17 protein-coding genes are annotated in these 19391 nt (G+C 61.8%); 13 read left to right on the forward strand and 4 right to left on the reverse strand.

What is annotated here, in order from left to right:
• The first annotated feature begins 97 nt into the window (after positions 1-97).
• The 8 genes from AC07N4_RS25175 (at position 98) to AC07N4_RS25210 (ending at position 6317) form a co-directional block, all read left to right on the forward strand.
• Positions 98-679: a PAAR domain-containing protein gene (locus tag AC07N4_RS25175; RefSeq protein ID WP_255261922.1), complete on the forward strand. Its 582-nt coding sequence runs from the start codon at positions 98-100 to the stop codon at positions 677-679.
• Positions 676-1626, forward strand: a complete 951-nt coding sequence (locus AC07N4_RS25180; RefSeq protein WP_096820747.1) for a CHAP domain-containing protein — start codon at positions 676-678, stop codon at positions 1624-1626. The genes AC07N4_RS25175 and AC07N4_RS25180 overlap by 4 nt, the downstream gene beginning before the upstream one ends.
• Positions 1623-2186 (forward strand): hypothetical protein, encoded by a 564-nt coding sequence (locus AC07N4_RS25185; RefSeq protein WP_096820746.1) that lies wholly within the window; start codon positions 1623-1625, stop codon positions 2184-2186. The genes AC07N4_RS25180 and AC07N4_RS25185 overlap by 4 nt, the downstream gene beginning before the upstream one ends.
• 157 nt (positions 2187-2343) lie before the next feature.
• Entirely contained in the window at positions 2344-2937 is a 594-nt protein-coding gene (locus tag AC07N4_RS25190) for a DUF2796 domain-containing protein (RefSeq protein ID WP_493066433.1), read from the forward strand.
• A gap of 15 nt (positions 2938-2952) precedes the next feature.
• Positions 2953-3663, forward strand: coding sequence for an ABC transporter ATP-binding protein (locus tag AC07N4_RS25195; RefSeq protein ID WP_096820744.1), 711 nt, complete (start codon positions 2953-2955; stop codon positions 3661-3663).
• Position 3664: 1 nt separating this feature from the next.
• Positions 3665-4930 carry an ABC transporter permease gene (locus AC07N4_RS25200; protein ID WP_096820743.1) on the forward strand — a complete coding sequence of 422 codons (1266 nt, stop codon included), beginning with the start codon at positions 3665-3667 and terminating at the stop codon, positions 4928-4930.
• A gap of 11 nt (positions 4931-4941) precedes the next feature.
• Positions 4942-5460, forward strand: coding sequence for a DUF3299 domain-containing protein (locus tag AC07N4_RS25205; protein ID WP_096820927.1), 519 nt, complete (start codon positions 4942-4944; stop codon positions 5458-5460).
• Positions 5461-5618: 158 nt separating this feature from the next.
• Positions 5619-6317 carry an OmpW/AlkL family protein gene (locus tag AC07N4_RS25210; protein ID WP_007955593.1) on the forward strand — a complete coding sequence of 233 codons (699 nt, stop codon included), beginning with the start codon at positions 5619-5621 and terminating at the stop codon, positions 6315-6317.
• A gap of 190 nt (positions 6318-6507) precedes the next feature.
• On the opposite strand, the gene AC07N4_RS25215 is transcribed toward AC07N4_RS25210, so the two are convergent.
• Together AC07N4_RS25215 and AC07N4_RS25220 are read right to left on the reverse strand one after the other, a co-directional pair.
• Positions 6508-7437 (reverse strand): NAD-dependent epimerase/dehydratase family protein, encoded by a 930-nt coding sequence (locus AC07N4_RS25215; protein WP_102620875.1) that lies wholly within the window; start codon positions 7435-7437, stop codon positions 6508-6510.
• The gene (locus AC07N4_RS25220) at positions 7430-8314 is read right to left on the reverse strand and encodes a sugar nucleotide-binding protein (protein WP_096820741.1); all 885 of its coding nucleotides are present in this window, start codon (positions 8312-8314) and stop codon (positions 7430-7432) included. Before AC07N4_RS25220 ends, AC07N4_RS25215 begins: the two co-directional genes overlap by 8 nt.
• A gap of 178 nt (positions 8315-8492) precedes the next feature.
• Here AC07N4_RS25220 and AC07N4_RS25225 point away from each other — a divergent pair, with 178 nt between their 5' ends.
• The 5 genes from AC07N4_RS25225 to AC07N4_RS25245 all read left to right on the forward strand — a co-directional run bounded on the left by AC07N4_RS25225 (position 8493) and on the right by AC07N4_RS25245 (position 17397).
• Entirely contained in the window at positions 8493-12788 is a 4296-nt protein-coding gene (locus AC07N4_RS25225) for a DEAD/DEAH box helicase (protein ID WP_493066432.1), read from the forward strand.
• Between the two features lie 132 nt (positions 12789-12920).
• Positions 12921-14132 carry an MFS transporter gene (locus AC07N4_RS25230; RefSeq protein ID WP_493066431.1) on the forward strand — a complete coding sequence of 404 codons (1212 nt, stop codon included), beginning with the start codon at positions 12921-12923 and terminating at the stop codon, positions 14130-14132.
• Positions 14133-14318: 186 nt separating this feature from the next.
• Complete coding sequence (locus AC07N4_RS25235) at positions 14319-15116, forward strand: endonuclease/exonuclease/phosphatase family protein (RefSeq protein ID WP_096820738.1); 798 nt, start codon at positions 14319-14321, stop codon at positions 15114-15116.
• The gene (clsB, locus tag AC07N4_RS25240) at positions 15113-16399 is read left to right on the forward strand and encodes a cardiolipin synthase ClsB (protein ID WP_493066430.1); all 1287 of its coding nucleotides are present in this window, start codon (positions 15113-15115) and stop codon (positions 16397-16399) included. The genes AC07N4_RS25235 and clsB overlap by 4 nt, the downstream gene beginning before the upstream one ends.
• Positions 16396-17397 (forward strand): lysylphosphatidylglycerol synthase domain-containing protein, encoded by a 1002-nt coding sequence (locus tag AC07N4_RS25245; protein WP_493066429.1) that lies wholly within the window; start codon positions 16396-16398, stop codon positions 17395-17397. The genes clsB and AC07N4_RS25245 overlap by 4 nt, the downstream gene beginning before the upstream one ends.
• Here the strand turns inward: AC07N4_RS25245 and AC07N4_RS25250 are convergent.
• Positions 17385-18143 (reverse strand): alpha/beta hydrolase family protein, encoded by a 759-nt coding sequence (locus tag AC07N4_RS25250; RefSeq protein ID WP_096820735.1) that lies wholly within the window; start codon positions 18141-18143, stop codon positions 17385-17387. The two genes, AC07N4_RS25245 and AC07N4_RS25250, sit on opposite strands and share 13 nt — an antisense overlap.
• Entirely contained in the window at positions 18133-19242 is a 1110-nt protein-coding gene (locus tag AC07N4_RS25255; RefSeq protein ID WP_493066428.1) for a DUF3182 family protein, read from the reverse strand. Before AC07N4_RS25255 ends, AC07N4_RS25250 begins: the two co-directional genes overlap by 11 nt.
• Positions 19243-19391: the final 149 nt, after the last annotated feature.

Here is a 19391-nt window from a genome sequence, read left to right on the forward strand (position 1 = left end):
CATGCTCCCATGGGACTTGTGTAACGCCAAGTGTCAGAAGCTGGCGACGCTTGCCTTATCGGCTACATTTCTTCTTTTTTTCATGGGAAGGAACCCCATGTCTTCAGGAAGAAAACTGGCGTCGAAGGGAGGCCCCACCTCTACAGGTGGCGTGATTCTCGAAGGAAACGAAAACCTGCGTATCGAAGGCAAAATCATCGCCTCGATCGGGCAACTTGCCAGTTGCCCGGCGTGCAGTGCTGGCCAAGGACCGATTGTCGCCGTTGGCGAAAGAACTCTGATCCTGCCCGCCGGCCCAGCTGCACTGGAGGGTGACTATATCGCCTGCGGCTGCCCGCCCATGGCCAACAAACTGCTCACTCAGCAACACAGCGGCTTCGCCGGCATTGGCCGTCCAGCGCCCATCGATATGGGCCCTTCGATTACCGCCCCGACTTCACATCGCTATCTGCAAGTCATCATCGAACGCCTGGACGACTCCCAGAAACCAGGACTTGCCTACAGACTCAAAGACAAGAAAAAAACAGCCGTCCTGCAAGACATCACCTGTAATGCAACAGGCGAAGGCTGCGAACACCCTGTGGAAAGCCATTCGGATTACGACACTCTGTTGGTCGGTGAAGAGTCCGAGTGGACGTTTTACGCTTATGAAGAATCCCTGAATCAGGACTTGCCATGAAGTCGGAAATCAAACTCGTCTTTAAAGACTTTCTGATGCAGCCACCAAAAGGCGTGAAGTTTCAGTTGCTGATCGACGGACTTGTCATTGATGACAACATCGTTCAAAACGATGACAAACCCCGCATCTACTCACTCGTTTCGGACAAGACTCAAACCGCTATTACCCGCTTGGACGCCCAGAAATTACCTTCGATAAAAAGCCGTGACAGCTACGAAGTCACCGTTCAAATTGTTGGTAACTCCGGCGCAAAAAAGGCAATGCATACAGCCACGCTGAATTCAGGTAAATCGCTGTCGATAGTTGCAGTATCACCTTGGGTAAAAGTGCCCCTATCCACCAGCGGCAAAGTCTCTAACGACACATTCTACGAGGTCGAGTATGGCGTCAAACGGAGGGATGAAACCCGCACCGTAAAGGTGGTCATCCAGGACATGCCGCGCCGCATACTGATGGAGGCGCTATCACACCGAGGTTCGACTGAATGGGCCGGCAACAAAGTCAAACATTCTTTACCGCATCCAACGCTTAAGAAAAGCGTGGAGTTCAGGGCGGAATCAAACAAGTGCAATGTGTTCGTCTATGACGTATTGACTGCCATCGGTGTCAACGTGGCGATGATCGAACATGGCTCTTCAAAATACATCCCGGGCTATTCCAAAGTGAGCCCGCCAACCGCAGGGGAATGGGCAGATGAGACCCGGCTGCTCAATAGTTGGAACGCAGAGAAATCTCCCCTACCCGGAGACGTTGGTGCGTATGCTGTCAATTACTCTGATGCCAGCGGTCACGTCGGATTTGTTCTGACTCAAGGTGTCTGCATTTCAGCAGGCTGGGACAAAATCGAAGTCAACGACGCAGGTTTTCGAATCGCATCGGGTAATGCTGCTCGCAGTGACCACGACTTCACCATCTTCCGACGTTACAAGTACAGCAAACCACAATGAAACGACTCTGGATAATCCTGGCTGCTTCACTCCTGCTCGTTGTGGCATGGCGCTTTTGGTCGCCTGCCGACCTTTCAGCCTGCACCTCCGAAGGCGCAGCACCAGGGCCGTTGAGCGCCATCATTCACAATTACTTTGAAAGTAATAGACGTATCGGATGGCGCGATATGGATGACCGCTTCGACATACTCTCTACTCCCGAAGGCCAAAAAATTGCCGGCCAACCAAAGCCGTACGCATGTGAAGCGTTACAGATACTGCAAAATCCCGCGTTCAGTGAGAGTGAAAAAATCTTCACTACGGCGTTGATGTTCCAGTTGCCGATCAGTCAGTACATGGGCTTCATGGATCGCAGCCATCAACTCTACTCAGAGCACAAAATAGATCCGGAGGTCATGAAGGTGGTGGTACTTCCGCGTGGAACGGCGATCAACTACTGGTGGCTTCCAGCCTGGCGCCAGCGCTTCACTCGCGATGCTCCGAACCTGCTCGACGAAAGTCTGATCCGCCATGTGCTAACGGGAGGCTACTGGTTCGACTATCCCGGCGCCGGATTCTGATTCAAAAATCGTGACATTCAATCTACGTGCCGCTCCGGGAACATCCCGGACGGTGCTCAGTGATGCCTTGCGCAAAGCGTGCGGGGCGGGCAAACTCTGCGCACTTTCGTTATAAGATTACATAACAAACTCTTCACTTTACTTCCCGGAGTTCGCCATGCGTCGTCTGCTGCTCGCTTTGCCGTTTGCCCTGTTGCCACTGGCCATCGCCCAGGCTGCCGATGAGCATGACCACGATCATGAACACGGCAGCCTCGGTGCCCACGAACATGGCGTCGGTCGCCTGAACGCTGCGCTCGACGGCCAGACCCTGGAACTGGAGCTGGAAAGCCCGGCGATGAACCTGGTCGGCTTCGAACACGTCGCCACCAGCGATGCCGACAAGGCCAAGGTCGCTGCCGCTCGCGCGCAACTCGAAAAACCGCTGGCGCTGTTCAGCCTGCCGGCCGCCGCCGGTTGCAAGGTCACCCGTCAGGAACTGTCGAGCCCGCTGTTCGGTGACAAGCCGGATGCCGACGATCATGACGACGATGAAGACGCCAAGGGCGGCGAAGCGCATCACCACGATCACAGCGAAATCCACGCTCACTACCAGTTCACCTGCGCAGCACCGGGCGCCTTGACTACTCTGGATCTGGCGAACATTTTCAATACCTTCCCGGCGACCCAGAAAATTCAGGTACAACTGATCAGCCCGAACGGCCAGCAAGGCACGGAAGTGACGGCCAAATCCGCCGCCCTGAAATTCTGATCACGAACCGGCACCATGACCCAAGCACTCATCGAACTGTCCGACCTGGGCTTCAACTGGCCCGGTCACCCGCCGCTGCTGGACATCCCGGCGTTTCGTCTGGAACCGGGTGAAACCCTGTTCCTCAAGGGCCCCAGCGGCAGCGGCAAGACCACCCTGCTCGGCCTCCTCGGCGGGGTGCAGAAGCCCGGTCGCGGCAGCATTCGCCTGCTCGGCCAGGAACTGACCGAACTGGGTGCCGGCGCTCGCGATCGCTTTCGTGTCGATCACACCGGCTACATCTTCCAGCAGTTCAACCTGCTGCCGTTTCTCTCGGTGCGCGAGAACGTCGAGCTGCCGTGCCACTTTTCGAAGCTGCGCGCAGAACGTGCGAAACAGCGTCATGGCAGTGTCGATCAGGCAGCCGCCACCCTGCTCGCCCACCTGGGCTTGAAGGACGAAGGCATTCTCGGACGCCGTGCCGATTCGCTGTCGATCGGTCAACAGCAACGGGTTGCCGCTGCGCGCGCGTTGATCGGTCAGCCGGAACTGGTGATCGCCGACGAGCCGACCTCGGCATTGGATTACGACGCCCGGGAAAACTTCATTCGCCTGTTGTTCGCCGAGTGCCGTGAGGCCGGGTCGAGCCTGTTGTTCGTCAGCCACGACCAGAGTCTGGCGCCGCTGTTCGACCGTCACCTGTCCCTGGCCGAACTCAATCGCGCCGCCACGTCTGCCGAGGTCTGAGATGTATCTGTTCCGTCTGGCCATGGCCAGCCTCGCCAACCGCCGCTTCACCGCCCTGCTCACCGCGTTCGCCATCGCCCTCTCCGTCTGTCTGCTGTTGGCAGTGGAACGGGTGCGCACCGAAGCCAAGGCCAGTTTCGCCAGCACCATCAGCGGCACCGACCTGATCGTCGGCGCCCGTTCCGGTTCGGTGAACCTGCTGCTGTACTCGGTATTCCGCATCGGCAACGCCACCAACAACATTCGTTGGGACAGCTTCGAACACTTCGCCAGCAACCCGAAGGTGAAGTGGGCGATCCCGATGTCCCTCGGCGATTCCCATCGCGGCTATCGGGTGATGGGCACCACTGAAGCCTATTTCGAGCATTACCAGTACGGTCGCCAGCAGCATCTGGAACTGGCCGACGGCCGCGCCTTTGCTACCGATCCGTTCGAAGTGGTACTCGGTGCCGAAGTGGCCGAGGCGCTGCATTACAAGCTCGGCGACCAACTGGTACTGGCCCACGGTGTGGCGGCGATCAGTCTGGTCAAGCACGATGACAAACCGTTCACCGTGGTCGGCATTCTCAAGCGCACCGGCACGCCGGTGGACCGCACGTTGCACATCAGCCTCGGTGGCATGGAGGCAATCCACATCGACTGGCACAACGGTGTGCCGGCCCGTGGCAACGGGAGGATCAGTGCCGATCAGGCGCGCAACATGGACCTGACGCCGCAAGCGATCACCGCGTTCATGCTCGGCCTCAACAGCAAGATTTCCACCTTCGCGCTGCAACGGGAGATCAACGAATTCCGTGGCGAACCGATGCTGGCGATCCTGCCAGGTGTGGCCTTGCAGGAACTCTGGAGCCTGATGAGCACCGCTGAAAAAGCGCTGTTCGTGGTCTCGTTGTTCGTGGTGCTGACCGGGTTGATCGGCATGCTCACGGCGATTCTCACCAGCCTCAACGAACGCCGCCGCGAGATGGCGATCCTGCGTTCGGTGGGTGCGCGGCCGTGGCACATCGCGAGCCTGCTGGTGCTGGAGGCATTTGCTTTGGCGCTGACCGGGGTGATCGCCGGGCTGGCGTTGCTGTACATCGGCATCGCCGCGGCACAGGGTTATGTGCAGGCCAATTACGGCTTGTATCTGCCGCTCGCATGGCCAAGCGAGTATGAATGGACGCTGCTCGGTGGCATTCTGGCTGCCGCGCTGCTGATGGGCAGCGTGCCGGCCTGGCGCGCGTATCGCCAATCATTGGCCGATGGCCTGTCGATCCGTTTATGAGGATGTTCACCATGCCCCGCGCTGTCCTTGCGCTGCTGTTGCTGGTCGCCCTGCCCGTGTGGGCAGCGGCGCCGAAAGACCTGACCTGGTCGGAGATGATCCCGCCGGACGCGGCGCCCGAAGTGCCGAACATGACGCCGCTGCATGACCTGTCGAAGATGAGCGACGCGCTGTCCGCCGAATCCGCGCCGGCAGCCAAGCAGGACTTGCCCAACGCACCGGTGGTGCAAAGCCTCGACGGCCAGAACATCCGCCTGCCGGGCTACATCGTGCCGCTGGAAGTCAGCGAGGAAGGCCGCACCACGGACTTCCTGCTGGTGCCGTATTTCGGCGCCTGCATCCACGTGCCGCCACCACCGTCGAACCAGATCGTGCATGTGAAAAGCGCCGTCGGCGTGAAGCTCGACGAGCTGTATCAGCCGTACTGGGTCGAGGGGCCGTTGCAGGTCAAGGCGTCCACCAGCGAACTGGCCGATGCCGGGTATCAGATGGATGCGGACAAGATTTACGTCTACGAGCTGCCGGAGTAATTCCGGCAATCAGTTATAGCCCGCCAAATCGGCTTCGCGAGCAAAGGTTCCACAAAAAAACCGTCCATCACTGTTTCATTGAGCTGAGTCAAAAGACCGTATCAGACGGATTCGTACCATAGGACATCAAACATTTTTAACGTCCTTTGGGAGCTTCCATGAACAAGTCCTTGCTCAGCGCTTCGCTGTTTGCCCTCGCGCTCGCAGCCCCGCTCGCCCACGCCCACGAAGCTGGCGACATCATCGTTCGTGCCGGTGCGATCACCGTCAACCCAAAGGCCGACAGCTCCAGCGTCAAGGTCGATCAGGGTCCGCTGAGCGGCACCAACCTGGGCGGCAAGGCGACCATGAGCAGCGACACCCAACTGGGTTTGAACTTCGCCTACATGCTGACCAACAACATCGGTATCGAGCTGTTGGCCGCGTCCCCGTTCGAGCATGACGTGAAGCTCAAGGGCACCGCACTGCCAGCGGCCAACGGCAAGCTCGGCACCCTGAAACACCTGCCGCCGACCCTGAGCGTCGTCTACTACCCGCTGGACGCGAAGTCGGCCTTCCAGCCGTACATCGGCGGCGGCATCAACTACACCTGGATCTACGACGAACACGTCGGCAGCGAAGCCCAGTCCAACGGCTTCAGCAACTTCAAGGCGAAAAACTCCTGGGGCCTGGCCTGGCAGGTCGGCGCTGACTACATGCTGACCGACAACATCATGCTCAACGCCCAGGTGCGCTACATCGACATCGACACCCGCGCCACCGTCGAGAACAACGCCGTTGCGCCGGGCACCCGAGCAAAAGTGAATGTTGATGTCGATCCATTTGTGTACATGGTCGGTCTGGGCTACAAGTTCTAAGCGAGCAATCAAAGAACGTTCACGTGGTGGTGAATGAGGCTTGGTGGCGGGCAGACTCAGAACTGACGGCGATGTTACGCAATCGACCGGGGAGCAAGCTCCCTCGCTACAGGAAATGTGTTTGAAATCCGATTTCCGGCCGTGAAAAAGGCGCCTGTCAAAAGGCGCCTTTTTCATGTCCGCGAGAAGCTCAGCGGCCGAGCAAACGTGCCAGGCCAACGCTCATCGGCGTTGGCGTCGGGCACTTGAATCGCTCAAGCAGCCGAGCGTTGTTCGCCCGCGAATGACGGATATCGCCGGAGCGCGCCGGGCCATAGCTGACCGGCGGCAGCTCACCGACCACTGCTTCCAGCGCGGCCAGCATCTGCTTGAGGTTGGTCGCCTGATTCCAGCCGACGTTCACCGCGCCGACTTGTGCTTCAGGTTTTTCCAGGGCTTGCACCAGCACGTCGACCAGATCTTCGACGTACATGAAATCCCGGGTCTGCTCGCCATCGCCGAACACGGTGATCGGCAAGCCTTTCTGCGCGCGCTCACTGAAGATGCTGATCACGCCGGAGTACGGCGAGGACGGATCCTGACGCGGGCCGAAAATGTTGAAAAAGCGAAAGATCACCGGTTCCAGACCGTGCTGGCGACGGTAGAAATCGAAGTAGTGCTCACCGGCCAGTTTGTCCGATGCATACGGCGTCAATGGCGCTTTCGGCGTGTCTTCGTTGATCGACTCGCCCTCGCCATTGTTGCCGTAGACCGCGGCGCTGGAGGCGAACAGCACGCGCTTCACGCCGGCCTCGCGCATGGCTTCGCAGACGTTGAGCGTGCCGATGAAATTGCTCTGGTGAGTCTTCACCGGATCATCCACCGACGCCTGAACCGAAGCCACGGCGGCCAGGTGCGCGACTGCGCTGCAACCCAGCATCGCCTGGGCGACCAGCGCGGCATCGGCGACATCGCCGACGATCAGCTCGACCTTGGGATTGTCCAGCGGCAGGTTGCTGCGTTTGCCGGTCGACAAGTCATCGAGGATCCGTACCGAGTGGCCGTTGGCGAGCAACGCGTCAGTCAGGTGCGAACCGATGAAACCGGCGCCGCCGGTGATTAAAACAGGGCCGTCAGCCATGGCGATAAAACCTATCCAGTAAGCCCGGGAGTGCGGCACGCCAGGCGCGCGGCTTGATCCCGAAAGTGTGCAGAATTTTCTTGCAGGCCAGCACCGCGTGTTGCGGCTCTTCAGCGGCATCCTCACGCGCGGCATGGGCCTGGGCGGTCGGTTCTTCGATCGCCAGCGGATGCAGGCTGCGAGCCTCGGTGAGAATCGCCTGCCCCAGCGCCAGCGGCGTAGTCGCCTCGTGGCCGGCGTAGTGGTAAGTGCCCCACAGCGGCGCGGCGCAATCGAGTTGTTTGAGCACCGAAATGATCACCCGGGCCGCATCGTCGACCGGGGTCGGATTGCCGCGACGGTCGTCAGCCAGCAGCAATTCTTCCGGCTGTTCGGCACGGGCCAGGAATCGCCCGAGGGTGCCTTCCGGGCTGTCATCGAGCAGCCAGCCAAAGCGCAGCAACACGTGCTGCGGGCAAGTGGCGCGTACGCTCTGCTCGATCCGCCACAGCGCCTGACCGCGCAGGCCCAACGGCACGGGCTCGTCCTTTTCGCTGTAGGCGGTGGCACGGGAACCGTCGAATACCCGGTAGCTGGACGGTTGCACCAGCACGATGTTGTGGTGCTGGCACAGTTCGGCCAGACGCTCGATGGCGCGTTCCTGGCCCGACAGACGGCTTTCGCTGACGGTCTCGGCCTGGAACCAGTCGAAATAGTAGGCAAGGTTGATCAATGCATCGGGACGGGTGTCGTCGAGCAGTTGTGTCAGGCTCGCGGCATCCCAGCCGTCTTCGGGCGGGCGGGGGGCGAGGAAACCGATGTCTTCCTCCGCACCGAGGCGAATCAGCGCCTGCCCAAGGGCATTTCCGCCGCCCAGTAACATAAGGCGCATTCGCATAGAGTCAGCAGGCCCAGTCTGATTGGAACGATGGCTTTAGCGACGATGCGTGTGGCACCGTCGTCGATAATTGCCGGAATCGTTGCATTTTGCGGGTTTAGTGCGCAACCGTCACCCGTAAAGTGTAGATCCCCAGCGGTACTTGCAACTTCGCCCGCTCACCCGCATAACTGAAGCCATGAATCTGCCCCTCCCCAAGGACGCGGCCCTGGCAGGCTTCCACCCCGCTGTCAGCGCCTGGTTCAGCCGCACATTCGCGACGGTCACCGCCGCCCAGGCCCGCGCATGGCCGTTGATCCGCCAGCGACGCTCGACGCTGATCGCCGCGCCCACCGGCTCCGGCAAGACCCTCACCGCATTCCTCGCGGTGCTCGACGATCTGGTCCACCGTGGCCTGGAAACCCCGGACGGTCTGCCGGACGAGACGCTGGTGGTCTACGTTTCGCCGCTCAAGGCGTTGTCCAACGACATCCGCATCAACCTGCAAAATCCGCTGGCCGGAATAACCGACCAGTTACGCCAAATGGACCTGCCGGCACTGGAAATCACCACCGCCGTACGCACCGGTGACACCCCGCAAAAAGACCGCGCCGCCATGCGCAAAAGTGCGCCGCACATTCTGGTGACCACCCCGGAATCGCTCTACGTACTGCTCGGTTCGGAGTCCGGGCGCAAAATGCTCGGCACCACGCGCACGGTGATCGTCGATGAAATCCACGCCATTGCCGCCAGCAAACGTGGCAGCCACCTGGCCCTGAGCCTCGAACGCTTGCAGGCGCTGTGCGCCGAACCGCTGACCCGCATCGGCCTGTCGGCCACGCAAAAACCGATCGATGCGGTCGCACGGTTTCTGGTCGGCCATGAGCGCCCTTGCGAAATCATCGACATCGGCCACGCCCGTCCACGGGATCTGGGCATCGAAGTGCCGCCGGTGCCGTTGTCGGCGGTCATGGCCAATGATGTCTGGGAGCTGGTCTACGACCGACTCGCCACGCTCGCCCGCGAACACCGCACCACGCTGATTTTCGTCAACACCCGGCGCCTGGCCGAACGCCTGAGCCGGCACCTGAGCGAACGCCTCGGCAAACACGCGGTGGCCGCGCACCACGGCAGCCTCGCCAAGGAATTTCGTCTCGACGCCGAACAGCGACTCAAGCGTGGCGAGTTGCAAGTGCTGATCGCCACTGCATCGCTGGAACTGGGGATCGACATCGGTGAAGTCGACCTTGTGTGCCAGATCGCTTCGCCGCGCTCGATTGCCGGTTTTCTGCAACGGGTCGGCCGTTCCGGACACCAGGTTGGCGGCACGCCCAAGGGGCGCCTGTTCGCCACCACCCGCGATGACCTGATCGAATGCGCCGCGCTGCTCGACTGCGTGCGCCGGGGCGAACTCGACACCCTGCACATCCCCGAAGCGCCGCTGGATGTGCTGGCGCAACAGATCATCGCCGAGGTCAGTTGCCAGGAGTGGGCCGAGGACGCGTTGCTCGCACTGCTTCGTCACGCGGAACCCTACGCCGACCTCGACGAAAAGCATTATCAGGCGCTGCTGACCATGCTCGCCGAGGGCTACAACGGCCGTCAGGGCATCCGCAGCGCCTACCTGCACCGCGATGCCGTGAGCCGAACCTTGCGCGGACGACGCGGTGCGCGGCTGACGGCCGTGACCAGCGGCGGCACCATCCCCGACAACGCCGACTACAGCGTGCTGCTGGAACCCCAGGGCCTGAACATCGGCAGCGTCAACGAAGACTTCGCCGTGGAAAGCATTGCCGGCGATGTGTTCCAGCTCGGCAACACCTCCTACCGAATCCTGCGGGTGGAAACCGGCAAGGTGCGGGTCGAGGATGCCCAGGGCCAACCGCCGACCATTCCGTTCTGGCTCGGCGAAGCGCCCGGTCGCAGCGCCGAATTGTCGATGGCCGTGGCCCGCCTGCAGGCACAGCTCGATCAACTGCTGAGCGCCAGCCCCGGCGACCTGCAACCGGCCCTCGACTGGCTGACCGCAACCCTGGGACTGGACCTGGCCAGCGCCGAACAGCTTGTGGATTATCTGGCCCGAGCCCGCCTCTCCCTCGGCGCCCTGCCGTCCCAGGACACGCTGCTGATGGAGCGGTTTTTCGACGAATCCGGCGGCACCCAACTGATCATCCACTCGCCATTCGGCAGCCGTATCAATCGCGCCTGGGGCCTGGCCCTGCGCAAGCGCTTCTGCCGCACCTTCAATTTCGAATTGCAGGCCGCCGCCAGCGAAGACGCCATCGTGCTGTCGCTGTCCACCAGCCACAGTTTCGAACTCGACGAAGTCTGGCGTTATCTGCACAGCAACAGCGCCGAGCACATCCTGATTCAAGCGGTGCTGGATGCGCCGTTGTTCGGCGTACGCTGGCGCTGGAACGCCGGGGTGGCGCTGGCCCTGCCGCGCTTTGTCGGCGGGCGAAAAGTCCCGCCGCAGTTGCAGCGAATGAAAAGCGAAGACCTGATCGCCAGCGTGTTTCCCGATCAGATCGCCTGCCTGGAAAATCTCGCCGGCGAACGGGAAATCCCCGAGCATCCGCTGGTGGAACAGACCCTCGACGATTGCCTGCACGAAGCGATGGACAGCGAGGGCTGGCTCGTTCTCCTGCGACGGATGGAACGCGGCGAAGTGCGCCTGATCGCCCGCGATCTGCCGGCGCCCTCGCCGCTGGCGGCGGAAATCCTCAGCGCACGCCCCTACACCTTTCTCGACGACGCGCCGCTGGAAGAGCGTCGCACCCAGGCTGTGCTCAACCGCCGCTGGAGCGATCCACAATCCACCGATGACCTCGGTGCGCTGGACGCCGACGCGATCACCGCCGTACGTGAAGAAGCCTGGCCAACGCCGAACAGCCCCGATGAAATGCACGAAGCGCTGATGAGCCTGGCCTGCATCAGCGACCGCGAAGTCGAGGCCAACCTGCATTGGCGCGATTGGCTGAATGCGTTGGCCGACACGGGTCGAGCCTGCCAACTGCAAATCGATCCCGAGCATTCGCTCTGGTTGGCGCGAGAACGCCTGACCTGTCTGCAAGCGCTTTATCCACAGGCATCTTCAGTACTGCAAGCCCTGCCCGGTTTTGATGAAGTCTGGACCGCCGACGATGCCTTGGTGGAAGTCATCCGCGCACGACTGAGTGCATTCGGCCCGCTGCCACTGGAGACCATCGCGCAACCGCTGTCATTGCTGCCCGCTCACGTCCATCAAGCCCTCGCCCGACTGGAACGCGAAGGCTATGTACTGCGCGGTCAATTCACGCCGGGGCTGAAGACTGAAGAATGGTGCGAACGGCATCTGCTGGCGCGAATTCACCGCTACACCGTCAAGCGCCTGCGCCGGGAAATCGAACCGGTGGCGTTGCAGGATTTCATGCGTTTCCTGTTCGACTGGCAGCATGTCTCCCCGTCCACCCGGGGTCAGGGCAGCGCCGTGTTGCCGGCGATTGTCGGTCAGTTCGAAGGCTATCCGGCTGCCGCCTCGGCGTGGGACAGCGACATTCTTCCGGCGCGGCTCAAGGACTATTCACCGAGTTGGCTGGATGATTTGTGCCGCAGCGGAAAACTGGTGTGGACACGCCTCAGCGCCCGGCAAAAAACCAGCGGCACGGCGCTGCGCAGTACGCCCGTGGTGCTGTTGCCGCGCAGTCAGGTCGGGTTGTGGAGTGCACTGGCCGAGCAGACGCCGATCAGTGAACTGTCGCCTAAAACGCAGAAAGTCTTCGAGGCCCTCAGTCAGCACGGGGCGCTGTTTTTCGATGAGCTGATTCATGAAGCGCACCTGCTGCGCACCGAACTGGAAATCGCCTTGCAGGAACTGGTCGGCGCAGGTCTGGTGAATGCCGACAGCTTCGCCGGGCTGCGGGCACTGATCACCCCGGCGAGCAAGCGCCAGCAGCGCAGCAGTCGACGCGGGCGCGGGGCGTTCGTGGGTGGCATGGACGATGCCGGGCGCTGGGCGCTTTTACGTCGTGGGTCAGTTGCGGAAAGCAGCCAGACAGCGCCGCCCGAGACACTCGAACACATCGCCATGACTCTGTTGCGCCGATACGGCGTGGTGTTCTGGCGCCTGCTGGAACGCGAAGCCGATTGGCTGCCGAGCTGGCGCGAACTCCTGCGCACCTTTCACCGGCTGGAGGCCCGGGGCGAGATTCGCGGCGGGCGGTTTGTCAGTGGCCTGGCCGGTGAACAATTCGCCCTGCCCGAGGCGATTCCGCTGCTGCGCGAAGTGCGCCGTCGCCCCCATGACGGCAGCCTGATCGCGGTGTGCGGGGTCGATCCGCTGAACCTCGCCGGCACTTTGTTGCCGGGCGCGAAAGTGCCGGCGCTGGCGAGCAACCGGCTGGTGTATCGCGACGGGTTGCCGGTGGCGGCCGAGATTGCCGGCAAGCAGCAGTTCTGGCCGGAGCTGGATCAGGTCTCCATGGAACAGGTGCGCAACAAACTGATTCGGCATTGAGCTCAAGAACGCCTTGAGGGCAGCGTTTGATCTTTGCTCCCAGGTCAAATATCAAATGCCCATCCCTGTATTTTTCCTCCCTCCCCAAACCCCGACACTGCGCTCCATTCAATCCTCAACCGGAGTGCTGTCATGCCCATTGCCTTGCTCGCGCTGACGCTTAGCGCATTTGCCATCGGGACGACCGAGTTCGTCATCGTTGGCCTGCTTCCTACCATCGGCGCCGATCTTGGCGTCAGTCTGCCGTCCGCCGGTCTGCTGGTCAGTCTCTACGCCCTCGGCGTGGCCATCGGTGCGCCGGTGCTGACCGCGCTCACCGGCAAAGTCCCGCGCAAACTGTTGCTGCTGTTGCTGATGGTGCTGTTTACCCTCGGCAACCTGCTGGCCTGGCTGGCGCCGAGTTATGAATCGTTGGTGCTGGCGCGGATCGTCACCGGCCTTGCCCACGGCGTGTTCTTCTCCATCGGCTCGACCATTGCCACCAGCCTGGTGCCCAAGGAAAAGGCCGCCAGCGCGATTGCAATCATGTTCACCGGCCTGACCGTGGCATTGGTCACCGGCGTGCCGCTGGGCACGTTCATCGGTCAGCATTTCGGCTGGCGTGAAACCTTCCTCGCCGTGTCGGCGCTGGGCGTCATCGCGTTCATCGGCAGCTTGCTGTATGTGCCGAAAAACATCGCCCACAGCAAGCCGGCTTCGTTGCTGCAACAGTTGCAGGTGCTCAAACAGCCGCGCCTGCTGCTGGTCTACGCCATGACCGCCATCGGTTACGGCGGCTCGTTCATTGCCTTCACCTACCTGGCGCCGATTCTTCAGGACATCTCGGGCTTCAGCGCCGGCACGGTCAGCCTGGTGCTGCTGGTGTACGGCGTATCGGTCGCCGTCGGCAATATCTGGGGCGGCAAACTGGCCGACAAGCGCGGGCCGATCAGCGCCCTGAAAATCATCTTCGCCCTGCTCGCCGCCGTGCTGTTCGTGCTCACTTTCACCGCCGGCAACCCGTGGCTGGCGCTGGCCACCGTGCTGGTCTGGGGCGCAGTCGCCTTCGGCAACGTGCCGGGTTTGCAGGTGTACGTGGTGCGTCAGGCTGAACATCACACGCCGCAGGCAGTCGATGTGGCTTCAGGGCTGAACATTGCGGCGTTCAACCTCGGGATCGCCGGCGGTGCCTGGGGTGGCGGGCTGATTGTCGAACACATCGGCCTGATCCACACCGCGTGGATCGGCGGGCTGGTGGTGCTGGTGGCATTGGCCCTGACAGCCTTGAGCGGTCGCCTCGACCGGCTGGGTCCGGTGTATGCCGAACCCGCTGAAGGCTCTGCTCGCGTCATTACCGGCCACTGATCCGGCGAATACCGACCGTCCGTAGTCCCGCCGAAACTTTCTCGAACCGCCCGCAGTCACCAATAGACAGAGGCGGTACGAGGACTTTCGACGGGAGGACGGCATGGCGGCGATTCGCATCGATGACTCAAAGGGGCGCCCTGCCCCTTGGCGCGTCAAGCGCCACACCCCTGCGGGCATGCCGTCATGAGCATTCCCGAGCCGGTCGGCGTCACCGATGAACAGGCCACCGTCATCACCACGGTGCGTCGTTTTACCGTGCTGACGGTCAACACCCACAAGGGCTTCACCGCGCTGAACCGGCGCTTCATTCTCCCGGAACTGCGCGAAGCAGTCCGCAGCGTGTCCGCCGACGTGGTGTTCCTGCAGGAAGTCCACGGCACCCATGAACACCATCCCAAGCGCTACAACAATTGGCCGACGATGCCGCAATACGAGTTCCTCGCCGACAGCCTGTGGCCGCAGTTCGCCTACGGGCGCAACGCGGTGTATCCGGAGGGCGATCACGGCAACGCCCTGCTGTCGAAATTCCAGATCGTGCGCCACGACAACCTCGACGTTTCCATCAGCGGTCATGAAAACCGTGGCCTGTTGCATTGCGTGCTGCGCCTGCCGGGAGACGCTCGCGAATTGCACGCGATCTGCGTGCACCTGGGCCTGCGTGAAAGTCATCGCAACGCACAGCTGAAACTGCTGCGAAAACGCCTCGCCGACCTGCCCGACGATGCACCGGTGATCGTCGCCGGCGACTTCAACGACTGGCGCCAGCGCGCCGATGCCCTGCTGGAACCTTGCGGTCTGCGTGAAGTGTTTGCCGAACATCAGGGCAAACCGGCGCGCAGTTTTCCGGCGCGTTGGCCGGCGTTGCGGCTGGACCGGATCTACGTGCGCAACCTCAAGACCAGCCAGCCGAAGGTGCTCGCCAACCGACCCTGGTCACACCTTTCCGATCATGTGCCGCTGTCCGTGGAGATCGAACTATGAGCAGCGCGCCGCTGGAAAAATCCGCCGTGGAACCGATCACCATCACCCCACCGATCCGCGAGCCCGGTCACGTCGATGTCGACTATGGCTGGCAGGGCAACAACCGCGTCGAACTGCTGGAAAACGGCGAGGCGTATTTCCCGCGAGTCTTCGACGCCATGCGCGCAGCGAAGAGTGAAATCCTGCTGGAGACCTTCATCGTTTTCGAAGACAAGGTCGGCAACGAGTTGCAGCAGATTCTGATCGACGCCGCCCGGCGTGGCGTGCGCACCACCGTCAGCCTCGACGGCTTCGGCTGTGGCGAACTGAGCACCGGCTATCTCACCGCGTTGAGCGAGGCCGGTGTGCACCTGCAAATTTTCGACCCAGCGCCCAAACGCCTGGGTTTTCGCACCAACTGGTTCCGGCGCCTGCACCGCAAGATCGTGGTGGTCGACGGGCTGATTGCGTTCGTCGGCGGGATCAATTTTTCCGGCGATCACCTAGCGGATTTCGGCCCCGAGGCGAAGCAGGATTACGCGGTGCAAGTTCAGGGCCCGGCGGTGGCCGACATCCATCACTTCGCCCTGCTGCAAAGCGGTCGTCCCGGCCGGGCGCGGTTCTGGTGGCAGCGTCGACGCCAGCGGCGGGCGGAGATGGCGTTCACCGAACATGACGGTCAGGTGCGATTGGTATTCCGCGACAACGACCAGCACCACACCGATATCGAAGACGTTTATTTGCAGGTATTGCGCCGCGCCCGGCGGCGGGTGGTGATCGCCAATGCCTATTTCTTTCCCGGTTATCGCTTGCTGCGCGAGATGCGCAACGCGGCCCGGCGCGGCGTCGATGTGCGGCTGATCCTGCAGGGCCAGCCGGACATGCTGGTGGCCAAACTCGCAGCGCGCATGACCTACGACTACCTGCTCAAGGCCGGGGTGCAGATCCACGAATATTGCGAGCGGCCGCTGCACGGCAAAGTGGCGCTGGTGGATGAGGAATGGAGCACCGTGGGGTCGAGCAATCTTGATCCGCTGAGCCTGTCACTGAACCTGGAAGCAAACGTGCTGATCCGTGACCGGGTCTTCAATTGTCATCTGTTTGAGCGTCTCGAAGATCTGAGCAACAACCACTGCAAAGCGATGGACGCCAGCAAGTCGCCGCGTGGACGTCTCTGGCACATGACCGTGGGGTTTCTGGTGTTTCACTTCCTGCGTCATTTCCCGGCCATGGCCGGCTGGCTGCCGGCGCACAAGCCTCGGCTGAAGCCCTTCATTCACACTGCCGGGAGCGATCCGTCATGAGCCGCTCCGATGCTCCCGCCGCCACACATTTGAAACCCGCTGCCACATCTCGCTGGAGCCGCTGGAAGCGTCCGCTGACGCTCCTTTTTTTCCTCGCGCTGATCGTCCTGTTAACGCTATTCGCCCAGCGCATTGAATGGACCGAGGTGCTGCAAACCCTCGCCGACTTCAAGGTGCGCACGCTGATCATCGCTTCCAGCCTGACGCTGTTGAGCTTTCTGGTGTACGCCAGTTTCGACCTGATCGGCCGCACTTACATTCGCCAGGAGCTGACCTGGAAACAGATCCTGCCGGTGGGCATCATCAGTTACGCATTCAACCTCAATCTGAGCGCGTGGGTCGGCGGGATTGCCATGCGCTATCGGTTGTACTCACGGCTCGGCGTGAGCAAAAGCAACATCGCCAAGATCCTCGGGCTGAGCCTGGCCACCAACTGGTTCGGCTACATGACCATCGCCGGCGCGGTGTTCAGCAGCGGTCTGGTCAGCATGCCGCCGGGCTGGAAAGTCAGCAGCGATGCGTTGCAGGGCATCGGCGTTTTGCTGCTGTTGCTGAGTGCCGGTTACCTGGTCGCCTGCCAGTTTTCCCGGCGGCGCGAGTGGTCGATTCGCGGGGTGGAAATCAACCTGCCGTCGCTGCGCATGGCCGTCCTGCAACTGTTGCTCGGCGCGCTGAACTGGTCGTTGATGGCGGCGGTGATTTTCACCTTGCTGCCGGACAAACTCGACTACCCACTGGTGCTCGGGGTGCTGCTGATCAGCGCGATTGCCGGGGTCATCACTCACATTCCGGCCGGGCTCGGCGTACTCGAAGCGGTGTTCGTCGCGCTGCTGCAACACGAGGCTTCGCGCGGCAGTCTGGTGGCAGGCTTGCTGGCCTATCGGGCGATCTATTTCCTGCTGCCGCTGCTGATTACCGTGCTGATGTACCTGGTGGTGGAAGCCAAGGCCAAGGCATTGCGGATCGAGAAGAAACCCAAATCTGATCAGCGCGACTGAATGATGCTCAACCGTTCGCCCACCACCATCTCGGTGATCCAGTCGACCAGGATCGAGGTGTACGCCTGCTGCGAGGTCGGGTCGCTCAGGGCATGGTCGGCGCCGTCGATGATCCGGTGCGTCAGCGAGTGGGTCTGCTGACACGCGGCGCGGTAACTCATGATCGTCGCGTGGGGCACGTAATCGTCGGTTTCCGATTGCACCAGCAGCACGTCCCCGGTGAATTGCGAGCAGGCATGCAGCGCCCGATTGCTGTCGGCGCGTACCAGCGTACCGCGATAATCGCGCAGGTCAGCCTTGTCCAGATCGCGCTTGGGCGTGTGCCATTGTTCGTCGCGATAAAGCGCCGGCACCCGCAGCGCCAGCCAGCGCACCGGGCGCAATGAAGTGAGGATCGAAGCGAGATAACCGCCGTAGCTGGTGCCGACCACCGCGATGGCCGAGGTGTCCAGCGCCGGGTGCGCGAGCAGCCGGTCGTAGGCCGCCAGCAAGTCGCGCAGGTTGTCTTCACGGGTGACCCGGCTCAGCGGAATGCCGGTACCGCCGGTGTGCCCGCGCAGATCGAACGTCAGGCACACGCAGCCCAGGCCGGCGATGCCTTTGGCCCGTTCCAGATCCCGCTCCTGACTACCGCCCCAGCCGTGCACGAACAACACGCCGGGGACTTTCGATTTGGGACTGAGGAACGTCCCACTCATCTGTTCGTCATCAATGTCGATTTGAACGCTTTCGCTTCTAGCCGTCATAGGATTTGACCGTCACGTATTTGAGGAGAAAGTCGCTGTTCTCGGCCGGGCCGCGATAGACCTCGATGGCATCCGCCGGCAGGGCCTGCTCGATGTAGGTTTCTACCGACGAGACGCGGATCGCGCACATCGACGGATCGTTGACGAAGCTCTGCAACGCCGCCACTTCCGCGCTGCTCGCGCCGCCCATGCGCCAGGATTGTTCGAGCACGCCGCTGCGCTGCTGACCATCGCTGTCCAGGCCCTGGGCGATGTCGTAGTTGCGTCGCGAAGCGTAGAAACGTGGATAAGCTTCATCCGCTGCGCGGTCGAAAACCTGCGCCTGCTCGATGGCCAGTCGCACATCGTCCGGCAGATCCAGTGTCAGCAGTTCCTCGTAACCGCCCTGCACCACCAGCAGGTTCGAGCCGCCGTACACATCTTCGCCGTGGGCGTCTTCGGTCAAGTATTGATCACCGCAGTAACTGAGCACCCGGTCGCCGATGAACGACTGGCCGACGCTGTGGGTGACTACCTGGCTCAGGTCCTGCTCCAGCACCACGCCTTCGTTGAACTGCTTTGCAATGTCCGGGCGAGTGAGGATCTCGTCGAAAGCGTCGAGGCTCTTGATCACTTCCTGTCCGCGGCCGGCGCACGCATGAATTGGTTTGAGACGGATCCGGCCGCTGTACAGCAGATGTTCGGCGGCGGGTCGTGCATCTTTCAGATCAAACACGCTGAGCCCGTCGAGCACGACATTGCGCGTGCGTTCGGAGAACTGCGGCGACCAGCCTTGCGGCGCGCGGGCCAGATGACTGCGCAAACCGTGGCTGATGGCTTTGGTGCAAATGAAATCGTGCTCGACGAAACCGCCCCACAGATCGTCCGGGCCTTTGATACCCAGTTCATGGGCCTTGGCGGCGCCGACGATGGTTTGGGTCGGCAGCAGATACAGGTCGCGACCACGATGCTTTTGCGCGTCGTAGCTGCCACCGAATTTCAGCCCGAGAATCTGCGCCAGCCAGCGGGCCAGCGCCTTGTTGGTCTGCACTTCGTGTTGTGGTGCGTCGGGGCGTACGGAATGGGCGACCACTATTTTGTTGCGAGGTATCGGGGTCATGCGTCCCCCTTCCAGCGGCAAGATGAATGTAGGTCAGAGGGTGCAGAGATCAGGCCAAACGGCTGCCGCGTGAAACCCCACGCAAATCAGTGAGTTAGCCTTTTCGTACTGGCACCCCGCCCGTTTCAATCTGCACGACCGGCGCCATG

Source organism: Pseudomonas sp. GW821-FHT09E04 (assembly GCF_059416185.1).

Excerpts from the sequence above, each read along its gene's own strand:
- AC07N4_RS25230 (WP_493066431.1), top strand. The coding sequence starts at position 12,921 with ATGCCCATTGCCTTGCTCGCGCTGACGCTTAGCGCATTTGCCATCGGG.
- AC07N4_RS25235 (WP_096820738.1), top strand. The coding sequence starts at position 14,319 with ATGAGCATTCCCGAGCCGGTCGGCGTCACCGATGAACAGGCCACCGTC.
- AC07N4_RS25220 (WP_096820741.1), bottom strand. The coding sequence starts at position 8,314 with ATGCGAATGCGCCTTATGTTACTGGGCGGCGGAAATGCCCTTGGGCAG.
- clsB (WP_493066430.1), top strand. The coding sequence starts at position 15,113 with ATGAGCAGCGCGCCGCTGGAAAAATCCGCCGTGGAACCGATCACCATC.
- AC07N4_RS25185 (WP_096820746.1), top strand. The coding sequence starts at position 1,623 with ATGAAACGACTCTGGATAATCCTGGCTGCTTCACTCCTGCTCGTTGTG.
- AC07N4_RS25180 (WP_096820747.1), top strand. The coding sequence starts at position 676 with ATGAAGTCGGAAATCAAACTCGTCTTTAAAGACTTTCTGATGCAGCCA.
- AC07N4_RS25245 (WP_493066429.1), top strand. The coding sequence starts at position 16,396 with ATGAGCCGCTCCGATGCTCCCGCCGCCACACATTTGAAACCCGCTGCC.
- AC07N4_RS25225 (WP_493066432.1), top strand. The coding sequence starts at position 8,493 with ATGAATCTGCCCCTCCCCAAGGACGCGGCCCTGGCAGGCTTCCACCCC.
- AC07N4_RS25210 (WP_007955593.1), top strand. The coding sequence starts at position 5,619 with ATGAACAAGTCCTTGCTCAGCGCTTCGCTGTTTGCCCTCGCGCTCGCA.
- AC07N4_RS25255 (WP_493066428.1), bottom strand. The coding sequence starts at position 19,242 with ATGACCCCGATACCTCGCAACAAAATAGTGGTCGCCCATTCCGTACGC.
- AC07N4_RS25250 (WP_096820735.1), bottom strand. The coding sequence starts at position 18,143 with ATGACGGCTAGAAGCGAAAGCGTTCAAATCGACATTGATGACGAACAG.
- AC07N4_RS25205 (WP_096820927.1), top strand. The coding sequence starts at position 4,942 with ATGCCCCGCGCTGTCCTTGCGCTGCTGTTGCTGGTCGCCCTGCCCGTG.
- AC07N4_RS25175 (WP_255261922.1), top strand. The coding sequence starts at position 98 with ATGTCTTCAGGAAGAAAACTGGCGTCGAAGGGAGGCCCCACCTCTACA.
- AC07N4_RS25190 (WP_493066433.1), top strand. The coding sequence starts at position 2,344 with ATGCGTCGTCTGCTGCTCGCTTTGCCGTTTGCCCTGTTGCCACTGGCC.
- AC07N4_RS25200 (WP_096820743.1), top strand. The coding sequence starts at position 3,665 with ATGTATCTGTTCCGTCTGGCCATGGCCAGCCTCGCCAACCGCCGCTTC.
- AC07N4_RS25195 (WP_096820744.1), top strand. The coding sequence starts at position 2,953 with ATGACCCAAGCACTCATCGAACTGTCCGACCTGGGCTTCAACTGGCCC.
- AC07N4_RS25215 (WP_102620875.1), bottom strand. The coding sequence starts at position 7,437 with ATGGCTGACGGCCCTGTTTTAATCACCGGCGGCGCCGGTTTCATCGGT.